General features: G+C 62.9%; 16 protein-coding genes and 1 pseudogene. 7 read left to right on the top strand and 10 right to left on the bottom strand.

The features are described 5' to 3' along the window. Positions 1–10: 10 nt before the first annotated feature. From BUC08_RS15340 to BUC08_RS15330, 3 genes are read left to right on the top strand one after another with little or no spacing between them, the layout of a single operon-like run. Positions 11–1,015: an ABC transporter ATP-binding protein gene (locus tag BUC08_RS15340; RefSeq protein ID WP_037925940.1), complete on the top strand. Its 1,005-nt coding sequence runs from the start codon at positions 11–13 to the stop codon at positions 1,013–1,015. After that, entirely contained in the window at positions 1,012–1,785 is a 774-nt protein-coding gene (locus BUC08_RS15335) for an L-iditol 2-dehydrogenase (RefSeq protein WP_037925943.1), read from the top strand. Before BUC08_RS15340 ends, BUC08_RS15335 begins: the two co-directional genes overlap by 4 nt. Next, positions 1,773–3,251 (top strand): mannitol dehydrogenase family protein, encoded by a 1,479-nt coding sequence (locus BUC08_RS15330; protein ID WP_037925945.1) that lies wholly within the window; start codon positions 1,773–1,775, stop codon positions 3,249–3,251. Before BUC08_RS15335 ends, BUC08_RS15330 begins: the two co-directional genes overlap by 13 nt. Here the strand turns inward: BUC08_RS15330 and BUC08_RS15325 are convergent. From BUC08_RS15325 to BUC08_RS15285, 9 genes and pseudogenes are all read right to left on the bottom strand, one after another. Then, positions 3,248–3,727: a hypothetical protein gene (locus BUC08_RS15325; RefSeq protein WP_037925947.1), complete on the bottom strand. Its 480-nt coding sequence runs from the start codon at positions 3,725–3,727 to the stop codon at positions 3,248–3,250. The genes BUC08_RS15330 and BUC08_RS15325 overlap by 4 nt on opposite strands. Further along, positions 3,724–3,924, bottom strand: coding sequence for a hemin uptake protein HemP (gene hemP, locus BUC08_RS15320; RefSeq protein WP_051694336.1), 201 nt, complete (start codon positions 3,922–3,924; stop codon positions 3,724–3,726). The genes BUC08_RS15325 and hemP overlap by 4 nt, the downstream gene beginning before the upstream one ends. Before the next feature lie 202 nt (positions 3,925–4,126). Beyond that, positions 4,127–4,898 (bottom strand): annotated as a pseudogene (locus tag BUC08_RS15315) (cyclase family protein). A 71-nt stretch (positions 4,899–4,969) separates the two neighbouring features. Further along, positions 4,970–5,875, bottom strand: a complete 906-nt coding sequence (tolA, locus tag BUC08_RS15310) for a cell envelope integrity protein TolA (RefSeq protein WP_051694278.1) — start codon at positions 5,873–5,875, stop codon at positions 4,970–4,972. Continuing rightward, complete coding sequence (locus BUC08_RS15305) at positions 5,872–6,252, bottom strand: ExbD/TolR family protein (RefSeq protein WP_143186761.1); 381 nt, start codon at positions 6,250–6,252, stop codon at positions 5,872–5,874. The genes tolA and BUC08_RS15305 overlap by 4 nt, the downstream gene beginning before the upstream one ends. After that, entirely contained in the window at positions 6,249–6,635 is a 387-nt protein-coding gene (locus tag BUC08_RS15300) for a biopolymer transporter ExbD (protein ID WP_073194279.1), read from the bottom strand. The genes BUC08_RS15305 and BUC08_RS15300 overlap by 4 nt, the downstream gene beginning before the upstream one ends. Further along, the gene (locus tag BUC08_RS15295; RefSeq protein ID WP_037925964.1) at positions 6,625–7,266 is read right to left on the bottom strand and encodes a MotA/TolQ/ExbB proton channel family protein; all 642 of its coding nucleotides are present in this window, start codon (positions 7,264–7,266) and stop codon (positions 6,625–6,627) included. The genes BUC08_RS15300 and BUC08_RS15295 overlap by 11 nt, the downstream gene beginning before the upstream one ends. 4 nt (positions 7,267–7,270) lie before the next feature. Then, on the bottom strand, positions 7,271–7,711 hold the full coding sequence (locus BUC08_RS15290; protein ID WP_037925971.1) for a hypothetical protein: 441 nt from the start codon (positions 7,709–7,711) through the stop codon (positions 7,271–7,273). A gap of 21 nt (positions 7,712–7,732) precedes the next feature. Beyond that, on the bottom strand, positions 7,733–9,736 hold the full coding sequence (locus BUC08_RS15285) for a TonB-dependent receptor domain-containing protein (RefSeq protein WP_143186760.1): 2,004 nt from the start codon (positions 9,734–9,736) through the stop codon (positions 7,733–7,735). Between the two features lie 236 nt (positions 9,737–9,972). Between BUC08_RS15285 and BUC08_RS15280 the strand changes: the two genes are divergently transcribed. Genes BUC08_RS15280 through BUC08_RS15265 form a run of 4 tightly spaced genes read left to right on the top strand, consistent with a single transcriptional unit; the run spans position 9,973 to position 13,764 of the window. Next, entirely contained in the window at positions 9,973–11,028 is a 1,056-nt protein-coding gene (locus BUC08_RS15280) for a hemin-degrading factor (protein WP_037925973.1), read from the top strand. Beyond that, complete coding sequence (locus BUC08_RS15275) at positions 11,025–11,891, top strand: heme/hemin ABC transporter substrate-binding protein (protein ID WP_037925975.1); 867 nt, start codon at positions 11,025–11,027, stop codon at positions 11,889–11,891. The genes BUC08_RS15280 and BUC08_RS15275 overlap by 4 nt, the downstream gene beginning before the upstream one ends. Next, positions 11,891–12,958 (top strand): FecCD family ABC transporter permease, encoded by a 1,068-nt coding sequence (locus BUC08_RS15270; RefSeq protein ID WP_037925979.1) that lies wholly within the window; start codon positions 11,891–11,893, stop codon positions 12,956–12,958. Before BUC08_RS15275 ends, BUC08_RS15270 begins: the two co-directional genes overlap by 1 nt. Next, positions 12,958–13,764: a heme ABC transporter ATP-binding protein gene (locus BUC08_RS15265; protein ID WP_037925981.1), complete on the top strand. Its 807-nt coding sequence runs from the start codon at positions 12,958–12,960 to the stop codon at positions 13,762–13,764. The genes BUC08_RS15270 and BUC08_RS15265 overlap by 1 nt, the downstream gene beginning before the upstream one ends. Before the next feature lie 118 nt (positions 13,765–13,882). Here the strand turns inward: BUC08_RS15265 and BUC08_RS15260 are convergent, their stop codons facing one another. Next, positions 13,883–15,277, bottom strand: coding sequence for an HWE histidine kinase domain-containing protein (locus BUC08_RS15260; RefSeq protein ID WP_037925985.1), 1,395 nt, complete (start codon positions 15,275–15,277; stop codon positions 13,883–13,885). Positions 15,278–15,385: the final 108 nt, after the last annotated feature.

The raw sequence follows: 15,385 nt of genomic DNA, 5'->3' as shown, positions 1-15,385 counted from the left end.
GGATAAGAATATGGGACAGATCACGCTTCAACAGGTCACCAAGAACTTTGGCGACGTGCAGGTCATTCCGCCACTGGACCTGACCATCGAAGACGGCGAATTCACCGTCTTTGTCGGACCCTCGGGATGCGGCAAGTCCACGCTGCTGCGGCTGATCGCGGGGCTCGAGGACATCACCTCGGGCACCATCCTGATCGACGGGGCGGACGCCACGGCTATCTCGCCCGCCAAACGCGGGCTGGCGATGGTGTTCCAGTCCTACGCGCTCTATCCGCATATGTCGGTGCGCAAGAACATTGCCTTTCCCATGCGCATGGCCGGTGTCGACAAGGCGGAACAGGACCGCCGGATCGAACAGGCGGCCACCGCGCTGAACCTGACCGATTACCTGGACCGCCGCCCCGGCCAACTGTCCGGCGGGCAGCGCCAGCGGGTCGCCATCGGCCGCGCCATCGTGCGCGAACCTGCGGCGTTCCTGTTTGACGAGCCCCTGTCGAACCTTGACGCCGCCCTGCGTGTGGGGATGCGGCTGGAGATCTCGGAACTGCACAAGCGCCTGAAAACTACGATGATCTATGTCACCCACGATCAGGTCGAGGCGATGACCATGGCCGACAAGATCGTCGTGCTGCGCGCCGGGAACATCGAACAGGTCGGCAGCCCGCTGGACCTGTACCGCGCCCCGCGCAACGTCTTTGTCGCGGGCTTTATCGGCTCGCCCAAGATGAACCTGATCGAAGGGCCCGAGGCCGCCAAACACGACGCTCACACCATCGGCGTGCGCCCCGAACATATCGACGTGGTCGAGACAGACGGGCAGTGGCAGGGCCGTGTCGGGGTTGCCGAACACCTTGGCTCGGACACGTTCTTTCACGTGCATGACACCGGTCTGGCCGAGATGCTGACCGTGCGTGTCGCGGGCGAGGTGAACCTGCGCCACGGGGACACCATCCACCTCAATCCGCGCGCGGACCAGATCCACCGCTTTGACGACAAGGGTCTGCGCATCCAATGACCCGACTGAACGGAAAATGCGCCCTGATCACAGGGGCAGCACGCGGCATCGGCTTGGCTTTCGCCCAGGCCTACGTCGCCGAAGGGGCGCGCGTTGCAATCGCAGACATAGACATCGCGCGTGCCCGCGCAGCAGCGGCCGACATAGGCGCAGCGGCCATTGCCGTGCACATGGACGTAACCGATCAGGCCAGCATCGACAGCGCGGTGGCCGAAACGGTGGCGCAGTTGGGACAGATCGATATCCTGATCAACAACGCCGCCATCTTTACCGCCGCTCCTATCATCGAAATCACCCGCTCCGATTTCGAACGCACATTCGACATCAACGTCGCGGGCACCCTGTTCACCCTGCAAGCGGTCGCCAAACACATGATTGCGCGCGGCGGTGGCGGCAAGATCATCAACATGTCCAGCCAAGCCGGCCGCCGTGGCGAACCGCTGGTTGCCGTCTATTGCGCGACAAAGGCCGCGATTATCAGCCTGACCCAATCGGCGGCGCTGAACCTGATCGAACACGGCATCAACGTCAACGCCATCGCCCCCGGCGTAGTGGACGGCGAGCATTGGGATGGGGTCGATGCGTTCTTTGCCAAATACGAGGGCAAGGCGCCGGGTCAGAAGAAACGCGAGGTGGGGGCCGCCGTGCCGCACGGTCGCATGGGCACCGCCGCCGATCTGACCGGCATGGCCGTGTTTCTGGCCAGCAGCGACGCCGATTACATCCTTGCGCAAACCTATAACGTCGATGGTGGCCAATGGATGAGCTGATACCGCTGCGCGACGCCGCGCTGGCTGAGTTGCCGGATGCTGTGTCCGTGCCCACCTATGACCGCACCAAGCTGACCGCGGGGATCGTGCACATCGGTCTGGGCAATTTCCACCGCGCCCACCAGGCGTGGTATTTGCACCGTCTGATGCAGATGGGACTGGCCCACGACTGGGCCATCATCGGCGCCAGTGTCAGGCAAGCCGACGCGCCACAGCGCGCACGGCTGCTGGCGCAGGATTGTCTGACAACGCTTATCGAACTGGACCCTTCAGGCGTAAGCGCCGAGGTCGTGGGGTCGATGATCGGCTATCTTCCCATCGAGGATGACAACGCCGCCCTGATCGCCCAGATGGCAGATCCTGCGATCCGTATCGTCGCGCTGACCGTGACCGAGGGCGGCTATTACGTCGATCCTGTCACCGGCGGCTTTGACGCGGGCCATCCGGACATGCAGCACGACGCGGCCCACCCTGACAGCCCCCGCACCGCCTTTGGCGCGATGGTCGCGGCACTGGCGCAGCGACAGGCGGCAGGTACACCCCCCTTTACCGGGCAAAGCTGTGACAACCTGCAGGGCAACGGCGCGGTCCTGCGGCAAACGGTCGTGTCGCTGGCGCGGCTGAGTGATCCGGCGCTGGCCGACTGGATCGACACGAACGCCAGCTTTCCCAATGCGATGGTCGATTGCATCGTGCCCGCCACCGGTCCCGCCGAACTGGCTTTGGCCCGCGCACAAGGCATCGACGATGCCGCCCCCGTGACGCACGAGAACTTTCGCCAGTGGGTGATCGAGGATGACTTCTGCGCCGGACGCCCCGATTGGAACCGTGCGGGTGCGACCTTTACCGACGATGTGCAAGGGTACGAGTCGATGAAGATCCGCATGTTGAACGCAGGACACCAGCTTTTGGCAAATGCGGGCGAAATCCTGTCTGTCCCGACGATTTCCGGCTGCATGGCCCATCCCGCGATTGCCGATTTCTTTAATCGTGTGGAACGGGACGAAATCGCGCCCCATGTCCAGCCGGTGCCCGGCATGACCCCCGAGAGTTACGCCGCCCTGATTTCCGAACGCTTCGCCAACACCGCCATCGTCGATACCACCCGCCGTGTCGCCTTTGACGGATCATCGCGTCACACTGGTTTCGTCCTGCCGATCCTGCGCGACGGGTTGGCTGCGGGCACCCCCGTCGAGGGGCTGGCCCTGGCCGAGGCACTGTGGGCACGGATGTGCGAAGGCACCCGCGAGGATGGCAGCATGATCGCGCCCAACGACCCGCATTGGGACAGCCTGCAAACGGCGGCCATAGCGGCCAAGGACGATCCGGCGGCGTGGCTGGCGCAAACGCAATATTACGGCAATCTGGCCAATGTGCCTGCCTTTGCCCAACCCTTTGGCCGCTGGCTGGCGATGATCTGGACCGATGGGGCAGAAGCGGCGCTGACCGCCTATGCCAAGGGTTAGTGCAGCGTAGCGGCCTGCGGTCTGGACAGGTCCAGGTCGCGGGGCGCTGCCGGTCGCATCTGTTGCAAACCCAAGCCGAAGTTGGCAGCCAGCGACGTGATCTGCGGCGCCACGTCAGCGCGCACCAGCAATGTCGCGATCAGCATCGCGTCCTCTTGCGCCCCGGTCGCGGCAAGCGCCACGAAATTGGCAAAGCACGCCTCGTCCGCACCCAGACATTTGCATTCAACCGAATGGCGCATCAGCGGACGGCGTCCATGTCGGGCGCATAGGGCGCAAAGCTGCTCGAACGCCTGCAGGGTCCGCCTGCCCCGATCGCGGCCCAGCGTACGGCTCAGATCGCTCCACAGCATCGCCTGGCCGTCCGGCCCGTCGCTCCACAGGCGCAGGTAGATGACCGATGCCGCCTCGACCCCGTCAAGCTCGGTCAGCAACCCCACCGCAGCCCCGCCACGCGTGTTCGCAGGCCCGCTCATTTGGTCAGGATCAGCTTGCCCGCGCGGGTGATGCGCAGGGTATAGACCTGACCGTCCAGCACGATGCGCGCCTGGTCGCCGCCTTCGGTCAAGCTGCGCGCGTCATGCGCGGGTGCCTTGTCGGCGGGGGTGGGTTTGGCGCTCACGGTAAGTGTCTGTTTTTCGGAAGAATGGTGCGGTGTTTGAATCTTGTCCATACGCATGGCTCTGTCCCTTTGTCTTGCAACCGTCGGGCTGGCCCGATGCGTGACTCGGGGTGGCTGGACCTCTCCTTCAATACCTGAGTGATTTAATCGGAATTGTCAAATGGGGAAATGGCTCAACCCCAGAGTTTGTTGTCGCTTGCGCAAAACCGCGCCACAATGGGCAGCGCCCGACCGAAGTCGGGGGTTGAAAAGCTCACGCCCGGAACATCGCCACCGGACGACACCAGCCTGCGCTCGCATCCTTGATCTTCACCGGAAAGCAGGCGACATCAAAACCAGTCGCTCGCAGCGCCGCGCGGTTCGCCAGCTTTTCGATATGGCAGTACCCCCGCACCATGCCCGCGCGGTGTCCTTCCCAGATCAGCCCGGCGTCGCCAGTCTCGGCCACCCGTGCTGCGGTGTGGACAAAGGGGGCGTCCCAGCTCCACGCATCTGTCCCGCAGACCCGCACCCCGCGCTCGGTCAGAAAGACTGTCGCGTCGTGTCCCATGCCACAGCCTGTGCCCACATACTGCGCCTGCCCGTAAACCACCCCCCGCCGCCGTGTTGACCAGAACGATGTCCCCTGGCGTGAGTTCATGCCCGATGGCGTGAAAGGCCGCGGACATCTCGTCGCCTGTCACCACATGGCCGTCCGCGAAATGGCGAAAGTCCAGCTTCACCCCACGCCCGTAGCACCATTCACGCGGCACCTCATCGATGGTGATCGCGCGTCTGCCGCCGTCCATTGTCGAATGATAATGATAGGGCGCGTCCAGATGGGTGCCGTTGTGTGTCGACAGGGTGACCTGCTCGACCGCCCAGCCTTCGCCGCCGGGCAACTGGTCGCGCGTCACGCCGGGAAAGAACTGCAACATCTGATCCGCCGTCTGGTCGTGCCCCATGTAATCAATCCTGGGACCCAAACCCGGCGGATCGGCGTATTGCGTGTTCTCCAGCGGGTTCGACAGATCGACGATCTTCATGGGCCTTCTCCTCTTGGCGTCGCTCCCGAGGGCACTGTGCGTCGAACAGGTCGCAGGAGCAATCGTGGGAGTCAGCGCCCTTTGATACGGATCGAAAAGCTGCGTTGCGCCCCCTTGGGTGGCGGCGGAAAGGGACTGGCGCGGCGCACCAGTTCAAGCGCGGCCTGGTCCAGTTGCGCCGAACCGGAACTGGCAGCAACCTGCGCGCCTGACAGTCCTCCGTTTCCTGCGATGGTAAAGGCGATGGTGGCCGAACCGCGACTGCTGGTGCGCGGACGCGGCAGGCGGGCAATACGTGCCATCACCTGACCGGGATAATTGCTGGCCGCGGCATTCGCAGCCTTGGCCGCTGCGGCGGCCTGACGATCGGCGGCGGCCCTGGCCTTGGCGCCAGCCTGCCCGTCGGTGGTCCCCGAGACGGCATTGGCCTTGGCATTCCCTTTGGGCTGCGGCTTCGGTTTTGGCGCAGGTTTCGGTTGTGGTTTGGGGGCCTGCGCCTCGATGGATTTGGGACGCAATGCGGGGCGGCGCGACACTTGCGTGGCGGGCTCTTCGGGCAAGGCTTGTTGAACCTCGGGCGTCAGCGCGGCAGTGACCTCGGACGGTGGTTCTTGGGCTTGCAACGGTGTGGTTGGCACCGGAGAGACCGGCACGACAACAGAAGGTTGCGTTTCGGCGGGCACGGCCTCGACCGGTTCGGCTCGCGCCATCTCGACAGGCTCGGGCGGCGTTTCCTGTGCCGTGTCGGGTTGCTGTGCAGGTGGCTCGGCCACCTCTTGCACCGTTTCGACGGCATCTGGCGTCATCACACCGGCGGCCATATCGGCAAAGCTGTTGCCCAGCTCGGCAACAGTCGCCGGTGCCCCGCCCTCGACCTGTGGCGCTTCGTCCTTGCCCGCAAGGCTCAGTATCGCGGCATGGGCGGCGACGGAGCAGCCCAGAAACAGGGCGGCGATCTTCCAGGAACGACGGATCATTGCAGGGCCTTTTCCGTAACGATCACAACGCGTTCCGCACCCGCCGCACGCAAGGCCCGGGCCGTTTCGATCACCGTATGCGCGGGGGCCGCTCGGTCGGGGATCATGCGCGCGGTCTGAACAGCAGCGGGCACAGCGGCGAGAAAGTTCGCGACATCCACCGGCTGACCGCGATGGGTCAGCGCACCGTCGGCCCCGATCACCAACGCATCGGCCGGCGCTTCGCCCTTGAGGTCCGCGGTTTTGACCAGCTTCAACTCAGAGTCCAGCGGGGCGGCCAGGGTGCCTGCCACCATGAAGAACACCAGCATCAGAAAGACGATGTTGATCAGCGCAATCGTCGGCTCGCGTTCGGATTTCTGTCTATGTGCTCTCATGATGCCCCCATGACGCTCACTGCCAGATCAGGAATACCGCGCACCGCGACCAGAATGTCGGTCATCGCCTGCGCATCGACCTCAGTGTTCAGGTTCACCAACAGAACCAGTGGCTTGCCTGCCTGCAAGTCGCGCAGGCGTTGGGGCAATTCATCAACGCCCAGCGCCGTGCCGTTCAGGCTCAGCCCCTCTGGCGTGGCACGCAGGAACGCAAGCGCCTGATCGCCCGAAGGCTGCCCGCCACCAGAGGCAGCCTGCACCTCGACCTCGGCAAATTTCGAAAAGGTCGAGGACAGCATGAAGAACAGCAGCAGCAGGAAAATCACGTCGATCAGGGAGGTCATCGACAGCTTGCGCCGCTGTCTGGTGGCCCTAAGCGGCATCACGCACCTGTTCCAACGCGCTCTTGGACGGGGCTAGAATGGTTGTCAGCGCCTGTTCGGCAAAGACACGTTCGGAGGTCATCCGCGCCTCGAACCACGACAGGACAATCGACGTGGGCATCGCCACGGCCAGCCCGACCGCCGTGGTCAGCAGTGCCACCCAGATCCCCCCGGCCAGCAGCGACGGGTCCACCGACGACCCTGCGTTCTGCAAGGCCTGGAACGCCTCGATCATGCCCAGAACCGTGCCGAACAGACCCATCAGCGGGGCCAGCTGTGCGACGCTGTCCAACAGCCGAAAGCCGCGCTCCAGCGCCAGGAACCGCGCCTCGGCCTCGGCGAACAGCCGGGCGGCGCGGTCTGCTGCTGCGGGCGCGGCCATGGCGTTTGCGACCACGGGAGCCAGATAGCTGCGCGAGCTTTCCAGATCCCGTGCAGCCGCCTCGCGGGCGCCTGCGTCCCAATGCATCAGCGCGCGCCGGATCGCCGTATGCTGGCCCACGCGGGCGGCGCGAAACTGCCAGAGTTTGTACAGAATGACGGCCAGCGTCAAAATCGAGACACCCACCAGAACGGCGACCACGGGGCCACCCAGGTCGTAAAGCGCCTGAAGCTGTGACAGATCAAACATGGCTCTATCCTTGCAATGCGATGTTCAGACGGCTGGAGGTGGCCAGTCCCTTGGCGCAGATATCCGACGCCGCGCCATCAACCGTGCAGGTCCCTGCCCCGTTGATCAGCAACGATCCGATCCGCCCGCAGGCGGTGTCGGCAATCTGAAACTGGCGCACACGCGGCACACCCGCGGGAAGGCTGCCAAAATCAAACAGCGTCAACATCATCACCCCGCCGTCCGCATCAAACAGAACGGTTTCATACACCGCGCGATCAATCGGTGCCGCACCGGTGTTGGTGGCGACAAAGGTGATCCGGCAGGCTTCGCCCACCAGATCCGCTGCGTTCAGTTCCAATGCGACACTGCCTTTGGGCGATGTCGTCTCCTGGGCCTGCGCCGCCGTGCCAAAAAGCGCGGCAGCAAAGGCAAGGGAGGTGCCTATGTGGCGATGTGGCTGCATGGGGTTTCCTTTTCCTAGCGCTTAGAATGTTGTGGACAGGGTCACCTTGAACGTCCGGCCCGTCGCGTTGCGGGTGGACAGGCGCGGCTGATAGGTCTTGTCAAAGAGGTTCTCGACACCAAAGCGGATGGTGCTGCCTTCCAGCACACCGTTCTGCGGCACATAGGTGGCCCGCAGGTTGTGCACGCCGAAACCGGGCGAAACGGTGCCACCTTCGTCATAGCGTTTGGCCGCTTCGACTTCCCAGCTCAGGTCAAGCTCGTCGCTGAACTTGCGGCCCAGTGTCAGGCGCAGGTTGTCCTGCGGGTTCTGATACCAGTCGCCTACGGGCGCGGTAAGCGAGTTCTCCCTGTAGGCTGTGCCCTTGGAAATATGCGCGTTGGCGTCAATGTAATAGCCATTTTCCATCGCATATGCGGCCTCGAGTTCGATGCCCTCGCGGTCAACTGCGGTGACGGTTTCTGTCGCCGGACGCCCCACATAGGTGGTGAGATCGGTCAGGTGGTCATTGTAATAGTTGACCTTGAACGCAAGGCTGTCGCCGCTGCGGAACACATCAACGGAATCGTAAGCCACGCCGATTTCATAGCTGCGGCCCTGTTCCGACTGACCGATAAAGACAGCATCATCCAGATCGTCGATGATCGGCAGGTTCTCGGTGTACGAGGCCGACCCGAACACCGCCCAACCATTGCCAAAGGCATAACGCGCCGAAACGCCACCCATCAGCGCGTCCTTGTCATATTTCGCGTTGCCGTTCAGCGGGTCCTGCGTAATCGTCTGGTTTTCATAGCGCAGGGCGGGCGTGATCGTCCAACGGTCCCCGATCTGCATTTCATCCACGGCATAGAACGCCAGCGCATCCTTGGTCCCGCCAGGGGCGGACCCTGCTGTCGCGTCAGAGCGTTCACGCTGGATGAATTCGATACCCGTGCGCAGTTCGTGGTCGATGGCGCCCGTGCTGAACAGTGCCTCGTTCTTCACGCGGAATGTCGTGGTGCGATAGCGGTTGTCGGCATCCAGCAAGGCGTTCGGGCCATTGATCGCCTCACTCTCCACCAGCTCGTCCGAATACAGCAGTTCGGCTGTGACATTCAGCCATGCCACATCGCCGGGATTGTAGTTGTAGCGCAGCGTGGCGACTTCGTTTTCGATATAACGGTCGACGTTGCCGAACGGTGTCGTGCCAAACTGGTCATAAGGCACGTCGAACTGTTCCTGCTGGGTCTTGGTATAGCTGAACTCGACGAACTGGTCGTTGCCCGCGCCAAAGGTATAGCGCGCCTTGAGCAGGCCCGAGGGATCGTCAATGTCGCCCGCGTCAGGATTGATCTGGTTGCCATCGCCATCGGTGCGCACGCCCAACTGGCGGCGGGTATAGTTGAACAACACCTCGAACTGTTCATCCGGTTGCCACGCCAGCGTGGTTGACGATGCCAACCCGTTGCCGTTGGTGGAAAAGTCCAGCGTTTGCCGCCCGACAAAGCCCAACTCTCCCCGTGTCAGGTCCCTGGCGTCGATGGTTTCCAGCCGCACAACGCCGCCGAACACGCCAGAGCCATATTCAAACGACCCGACCGTGCCGCGCAACACTTCGATCTCGCGGTACAGGAACGGGTCGGTGTACAGCTGCGAACCGATGCGGTACAACTCTTCGCTGCCCTTGGTCGCACCGTCGATCTGCACCAGAACCTTACCATCTGTGCCATAGGTGCTGTTTGCCCCGTAGCCACGAATGTTGATGCCCGAACCGGCCGCTGTGGTGCCGTTGACCAGTGTCACTCCGGGAACAGTGTCGATCAGCTCGGCAATGGTACCGGCCTGGCGGTCTTCGATTTCGTCCTGATCAACGACGGTGACGGGGATGGCGGTGTCAGTCTGCACCGCGCGCTTGCCCTCGCCCAGCACGATTTCACCAAGGTAATCCTCGGTGGGATCTTGGGCAAACGCGCCCGATGCAACGCCGACTGTGATCAGCGCGGCGGTAGAAGCACATAAACGTGCCCGTGTGGTTCGGAAAGTCATGCAGGAGTCCCTTCGCAATGCGTGGCGGTTGCCTTGGGCTTGCGAAAGGGCTGGCTTGGCGTTTGATTTTGATGTCTCGGCAAGTCGAAAACTTGTCGCTTGCAGTCCCCTATTTAATCAGACTAAAACTGTCAAGAATTAAAGGCAGAGGTTTTCCAAACCCGCCCAGCCACGTCCCCCGAAACTCGGGCCGCAGCCAGTTCTTCCCATCATACTGAGCAACCCAGAGGGACTTCATGGGCCAAACAACACCACCATCCGCAGAGCAGATTCGCGCAGCGCGTATTGAGTACGCCAAGTTGCGCGAACGCGACCTTGCCGACAAACTGGGCATCACCGAGGCGCAACTGATTGCCGCCCACACCGGTCAGGGCGTCACCCATATCGCGCCGCATCCCGACACCATCATGGGCATCGCCAGCCAACTGGGCGAGGTCATGGCGCTGACGCGCAACGTGTCTTGCGTGAACGAAAAAGTCGGCAGCTATGCCAACTACACCTCGGGCGCACATGCGGCGATGGTGCTGAACGACAAGATCGACCTGCGCCTGTTTCCGTCGCACTGGCGCCACGCCTTCATGGTCGAAAAGGAAACAGAGACCGGACTGCGCCGCAGTCTTCAGGTGTTCGATGCCGCAGGGGACGCGGTGCACAAGATTTTCCTGCGCGACGCGGCCTTCGTGCCCGCTTGGGACGCCGCCAGGTCCGAGGCTGCCCTGTCCGAGCAGCCGACACATCTGGAACTGGCCGCGCGCGCGCCGACCGAAGCCGCCAAGTCAAATCCTGAAAAGCTGAACTTGCTGCAATCGGAATGGTCCAAGATGACCGACACGCACCAGTTCATGCGCCTGACCTCGAAACTGCGGATGAACCGTTTGGGCGCTTACCGCATTGCCGGCGCGCCTTTCGTGCGCCCGCTGGCCACCGGTGCGATTGACCGGATGTTGCATGACGTTCAGGCAGCGGGCATCGAGGTCATGGTCTTTGTCGGCAACCGTGGTTGTATCCAGATCCACACCGGCCCTATCGAGACACTCAAGCCGATGGGCCCCTGGCAGAACGTGATGGACCCCGGTTTCAACCTGCACCTGCGTCTGGACCACGTGGCCGAGGTCTATGCCGTCGACAAGCCCACCCAGCGCGGCAAGGCCGTGTCGGTCGAGGCATTCGATGCAGATGGCGGGCTGATCTTTCAGGTCTTTGGCGTGCGCAAGGACGACTACGACAGCCGCCCCCAATGGCGCGCCATCGTGGACGCCCTGCCCGCGCTTGCGCCGGAGGCGGTTGCATGAAACGCAGAACCCTGATGCGGGCGCTGGCAACAACGGCGGTGGCCTGCACGCTGCCGTTGGCTGCCTTTGCCGCGCCCTATGATACCAGCCGCGTTGTCGCCATTGGCGGGGCCACGACCGAGATCGTCTATGCCCTGGGCGAGGAGAGCCGCCTGGTGGCGCGCGATTCCACCTCGACCTATCCCGCTGCGGCAGAAGAGCTGACAGATATCGGCTATATGCGCGCGCTGGCCGCCGAAGGCGTGCTGAGCGTGCAGCCGACGCTGATCCTGACCGAGCCGGGCGCGGGTCCGCCCGAGACGATTTCGGTGCTCGAAGCTGCATCGGTGCCCATGGTTGTTGTTCCTGCGCCCTTTTCGGCGGACGGGGTGCTGACCAAGATCACCGCAATCGGAGCGGCACTGGGTGTGCCGGACAAGGCGCAGATTCTGCGCGATCAGGTAAAGTCCGACTTTGACACCGTCGCGCAGCAGGTAAACCAATCGCAGGGCGCGCCCAAGCGGGTCCTGTTCGTGCTGAGCACCCAAGGCGGGCGTATCATGGCATCGGGCAGCAACACGGCTGCTGATGCGATCATCGCACTGGCGGGGGGCATCAACGCCATTGACCAGTTCGAAGGCTACCGCGAACTGACCGCCGAGGCGATTTCGGTCGCGGCACCGGACGTGGTACTGATGATGGACCGCGAAGGCGATCATTCCAGCACTGCCGAGGCACTGTTTGCGATGCCCGAAATGGCCACCACCCCCGCCGCCGAAGCGGGCGCGCTGGTCAAGATGGACGGGCTGTTGCTGCTGGGCTTTGGTCCGCGCACACCACAAGCAGCGCAAGCGCTGCATGATGCGTTGCAGGGACAAGGTTGATGATGGCCAGCGACACCGCAACCCTGCCCTTTGTCGACAGGCGCACCACGGCGCGGCGCGCGCACGTCTGGCTGGGCCTGCTGCTGGTGCTGGTGTCGCTGGTCAGCCTCGCCGTCGGCGCCTCGGGCACCTCGTTGTGGGGGGCCTTGTGGAAACTGGCACAAGGCGAGGCGCTGACCCTGACCGAACGGGTCGTGCTGTGGGATATCCGTGCGCCGCGTCTGGTCATGGGGATCTGCGTCGGTGGCGCGCTGGCCGTGTCCGGTGCGGTAATGCAGGGGCTGTTCCGCAACCCACTGGCCGATCCGGGTATTCTGGGCGTGACCACCGGTGCGTCACTGGGCGCGATCAGCATTATCGTTCTGGGTGCCGCCCTGCCTGCCGTGGTACAAACCACATTGGGCGCCGGATTGCTGCCGGTCGCGGCCTTTCTGGGGGCCTGGGGGTCGATGTTATTGCTATACCGCGTGTCGACCCGTGCGGGGCGTACCTCGGTCGCAACGATGCTGCTGGCGGGTATCGCGCTCAGCGCGCTTTTTGCCGCCTTTTCGGGGGTACTGATATTTCTGGCCGATGACATGCAGCTGCGCGAGCTGACTTTCTGGTCGCTGGGGTCGCTGGCCGGAGCATCGTGGGTGAAATTGAGCATCGCCGCCCCTGTCATCCTGGTGTCGGTCGCCTTGGCCTGTACCCTGGGCCGCGGTCTGAACGGGCTGGCCCTAGGCGAGGCTGCCGCGCACCATATGGGCATTCCGGTCGAGCGCACGAAAACCATTGCCATCCTCGCCGTTTCTGCCGCAACCGGCACGGCCGTCGCCATCTCGGGTGGGATCGGCTTCATCGGCATCGTGGTGCCGCACCTGCTGCGTCTGGCCACGGGGCCGGACCATCGTGGGCTTTTGGTGAACGCAGGCCTGTTGGGCGCGTCGTTGCTGTTGGTGGCGGACATGATCGCACGCGTCGTCGTGGCGCCTGCCGAACTGCCCATCGGCATTCTCACCGCCCTGCTGGGATCGCCGGTTTTTCTCTGGATATTGCTGCGCAAGCGCGGATTGGTGGATATGTGATGCTGTACGCAAAAGACATTTCAGTCAGCTATGGCCCGAAACAGGTGCTGCACGGGCTGACCCTGACGGCGGCACCCGGAACCCTGACCGCCATCGTCGGCCCCAACGGGTCGGGCAAGACCACGCTGATGCGGGCCCTGACCGGTGATGTGGATTTCAGCGGGAGGATCACGCTGGGCGACACCGACATCGCCACGGCCAAGCCCTATGACCTGGCGGCGCAGCGCGCGGTGTTGCCACAGGCGACTCCGCTGGCCTTTCCGTTTCAGGCCGTCGAAGTGGTGCGGCTGGGCCTGCGCGGCGGGATCGAAACCAACGACAGGCTGGCACTGACGGCACTGTCGCGAGTGGGTCTGGAGGGCTATGCCAACCGTTTTTACCAAGAGCTGTCAGGCGGCGAGCAACAGCGCGTGCAACTGGCCCGCGTGCTCTGCCAGGTCTGGCGCCCCGTGGTCAGCGGCGTGCCCCGCTGGTTGTTTCTGGACGAACCCGTGTCGAGCCTGGACATCGGCCACCAGCTGACCGTCATGCAAATCGCCCGCGACTTTGCCCGCGCAGGCGGCGGTGTGGTGGCGGTGATGCATGACCTGAACCTGAGCGCGATGTTTGCCCATCAGATCGTGCTGATGCAGTCGGGTCGCATTATCGGCCATGGCACCCCCGCCGAGGTGCTGACCGACGCGCAGGTCTCGCGCGCCTATGGGTGCGACATCCGCACCAGCACGGCCCCGCAGGACGGTGGCTGGTTCATGCTGCCGCAATCGGCGGGCAACTTGGAGCCGATGCCCGTCGCACAGTCCGCGTGAGAGACACCGCTCCCCCTGCCCGGGTTATTCCGCGCTGGCGAAGCGACATCGGGGCTGTCCAAGGCGAGTTCCGCACGCGCCACAGATTGCGAAGTTTTAGGAACCTCAGGAAGGCAAATCACAAAAGCCGGTGCACAGCGGCCACCAGATCGCGTTCCCGAAAGGGCTTGCTCATGAGCGTGACGCCTTTGAATGCCGCACCAAGATCCGAACTGTCGAACTGGCCGCTCAGCACCAGAAACGGGATCGAAAGGTCGGAAAGCTGCGATGCAACCACATCTGTCGTTTCCTGCCCCAGGTTCACGTCCAGCAACACCGCGTCCGGCTTGTCGCGTATCGCTTTCAACGCGCTCGCCACATTCGTGAAGGGTCCGATCACCTGCGCGCCGCGTGATTTCAGGATATCCGATATATCCAGCCCGATGATCGGATCGTCTTCGACAACCATGATACGTTGCCCCGAAAACGCGCCATCATCGGCAATCGGCTGGTCCTCACGCGCAGGCGCCACCGGCTCGGGAATGTCCGGCGCTTCCCGCCGGAAGCTGTCATTGATGACAATGTCGCACTTCAGGCCTTCCGCCGCGAAATCAAGCTTTACGGTGCCCTCGTCACGCATCGCGTTTTGCAGGATCGTCGAACCGATGCCAGTGCGCCGGTCGCCCACGAGGGACGGCCCGCCCGTTTCGACCCAGTTGATTTTGACCCGTCTGTCAGGGCACTCCTCGACGGTCAGATTGACACGACCGGAAGGCACCGAAAGCGCCCCGTGTTTCACGGCATTGGTCAGCAACTCGTGAAAGATCAACGCCAGAGCTTCCGAAGCCTCGCCTGAAAACCAGATATGCAACTTCCCGGAAATCGAGATACGTTTCTGCCACCCCAGAAAGGCTTCCAGCTCCATTTTCAGGATATCGTGCAGGCTGGAGCGTTCTGCCTCTTCGGCGACCAGAACCTTGTTTGACCGGGCAAGGGCCGCGAGCCGTTCCATCAGGGTGAGCGCGAGCTGATCGACCGTATTCGCCTTTTTCGAGGCGTGACGGATCATCGAGTTCATGATTGTGAAGGTGTTTGCGACGCGGTGGTTCAGTTCCTTTGACAGCAACCTAAGGCGGTCCTCGGTCAGCTTTGTCGCAGTGATATCAATAACGTGGCCGATCAGCTTGGTGACTTCCCCGGTCTCCGAGAATTTCGGCACGCCTTTGGCACTGATCCAGCGGTCAACCCCATCCGCACGCCGAATGCGGGTTTCAAAGGACCATGGCTCTCCATCGGTCAGCGACGCATTCAAAAGGGCACCGACCCGCTTGCGGTCTTCCTCGACAACGTAGGTCAGAAAGACATCACCGCTCCAATGATCCAGAAGCTGATCATGTCCGAAAATCTGGTCATGCCTGAGATTGCGCAGCGCCTTGCCCGTTGCTGCGTCAAGCTCCCAAATACCGATCTCCGAAGTGGCAAGCAAAAGATCAAGGTGATCGCCACCGCTGGCTGGAAAGCTTGATTTGGTCATAATCTTGATCTCAGCAAAATATCTCTTCTGAAACGATATAGTACAGTTTTTGCTGAGAAAAGTGTTTGCGGATATGGCGACCCAAAGACGGCGGATCTTAGAGCACTT

Origin of the sequence: Pseudosulfitobacter pseudonitzschiae (assembly GCF_900129395.1) — a bacterium.
In the GTDB taxonomy this organism is placed as follows: Bacteria; Pseudomonadota; Alphaproteobacteria; order Rhodobacterales; family Rhodobacteraceae; genus Pseudosulfitobacter; species Pseudosulfitobacter pseudonitzschiae.
The sequence above is the reverse complement of the archived record's forward strand: the minus strand, read 5'-3'. Positions and strand labels throughout refer to the sequence as shown.

Excerpts from the sequence above, each read along its gene's own strand:
- BUC08_RS15340 (WP_037925940.1), top strand. The coding sequence starts at position 11 with ATGGGACAGATCACGCTTCAACAGGTCACCAAGAACTTTGGCGACGTG.
- BUC08_RS15330 (WP_037925945.1), top strand. The coding sequence starts at position 1,773 with ATGGATGAGCTGATACCGCTGCGCGACGCCGCGCTGGCTGAGTTGCCG.
- BUC08_RS15260 (WP_037925985.1), bottom strand. The coding sequence starts at position 15,277 with ATGACCAAATCAAGCTTTCCAGCCAGCGGTGGCGATCACCTTGATCTT.
- BUC08_RS15290 (WP_037925971.1), bottom strand. The coding sequence starts at position 7,711 with ATGCAGCCACATCGCCACATAGGCACCTCCCTTGCCTTTGCTGCCGCG.
- BUC08_RS15270 (WP_037925979.1), top strand. The coding sequence starts at position 11,891 with ATGATGGCCAGCGACACCGCAACCCTGCCCTTTGTCGACAGGCGCACC.
- BUC08_RS15295 (WP_037925964.1), bottom strand. The coding sequence starts at position 7,266 with ATGTTTGATCTGTCACAGCTTCAGGCGCTTTACGACCTGGGTGGCCCC.
- BUC08_RS15285 (WP_143186760.1), bottom strand. The coding sequence starts at position 9,736 with ATGACTTTCCGAACCACACGGGCACGTTTATGTGCTTCTACCGCCGCG.
- tolA (WP_051694278.1), bottom strand. The coding sequence starts at position 5,875 with ATGATCCGTCGTTCCTGGAAGATCGCCGCCCTGTTTCTGGGCTGCTCC.
- BUC08_RS15305 (WP_143186761.1), bottom strand. The coding sequence starts at position 6,252 with ATGAGAGCACATAGACAGAAATCCGAACGCGAGCCGACGATTGCGCTG.
- BUC08_RS15300 (WP_073194279.1), bottom strand. The coding sequence starts at position 6,635 with ATGCCGCTTAGGGCCACCAGACAGCGGCGCAAGCTGTCGATGACCTCC.
- BUC08_RS15275 (WP_037925975.1), top strand. The coding sequence starts at position 11,025 with ATGAAACGCAGAACCCTGATGCGGGCGCTGGCAACAACGGCGGTGGCC.
- hemP (WP_051694336.1), bottom strand. The coding sequence starts at position 3,924 with ATGGACAAGATTCAAACACCGCACCATTCTTCCGAAAAACAGACACTT.
- BUC08_RS15280 (WP_037925973.1), top strand. The coding sequence starts at position 9,973 with ATGGGCCAAACAACACCACCATCCGCAGAGCAGATTCGCGCAGCGCGT.
- BUC08_RS15265 (WP_037925981.1), top strand. The coding sequence starts at position 12,958 with ATGCTGTACGCAAAAGACATTTCAGTCAGCTATGGCCCGAAACAGGTG.
- BUC08_RS15335 (WP_037925943.1), top strand. The coding sequence starts at position 1,012 with ATGACCCGACTGAACGGAAAATGCGCCCTGATCACAGGGGCAGCACGC.
- BUC08_RS15325 (WP_037925947.1), bottom strand. The coding sequence starts at position 3,727 with ATGAGCGGGCCTGCGAACACGCGTGGCGGGGCTGCGGTGGGGTTGCTG.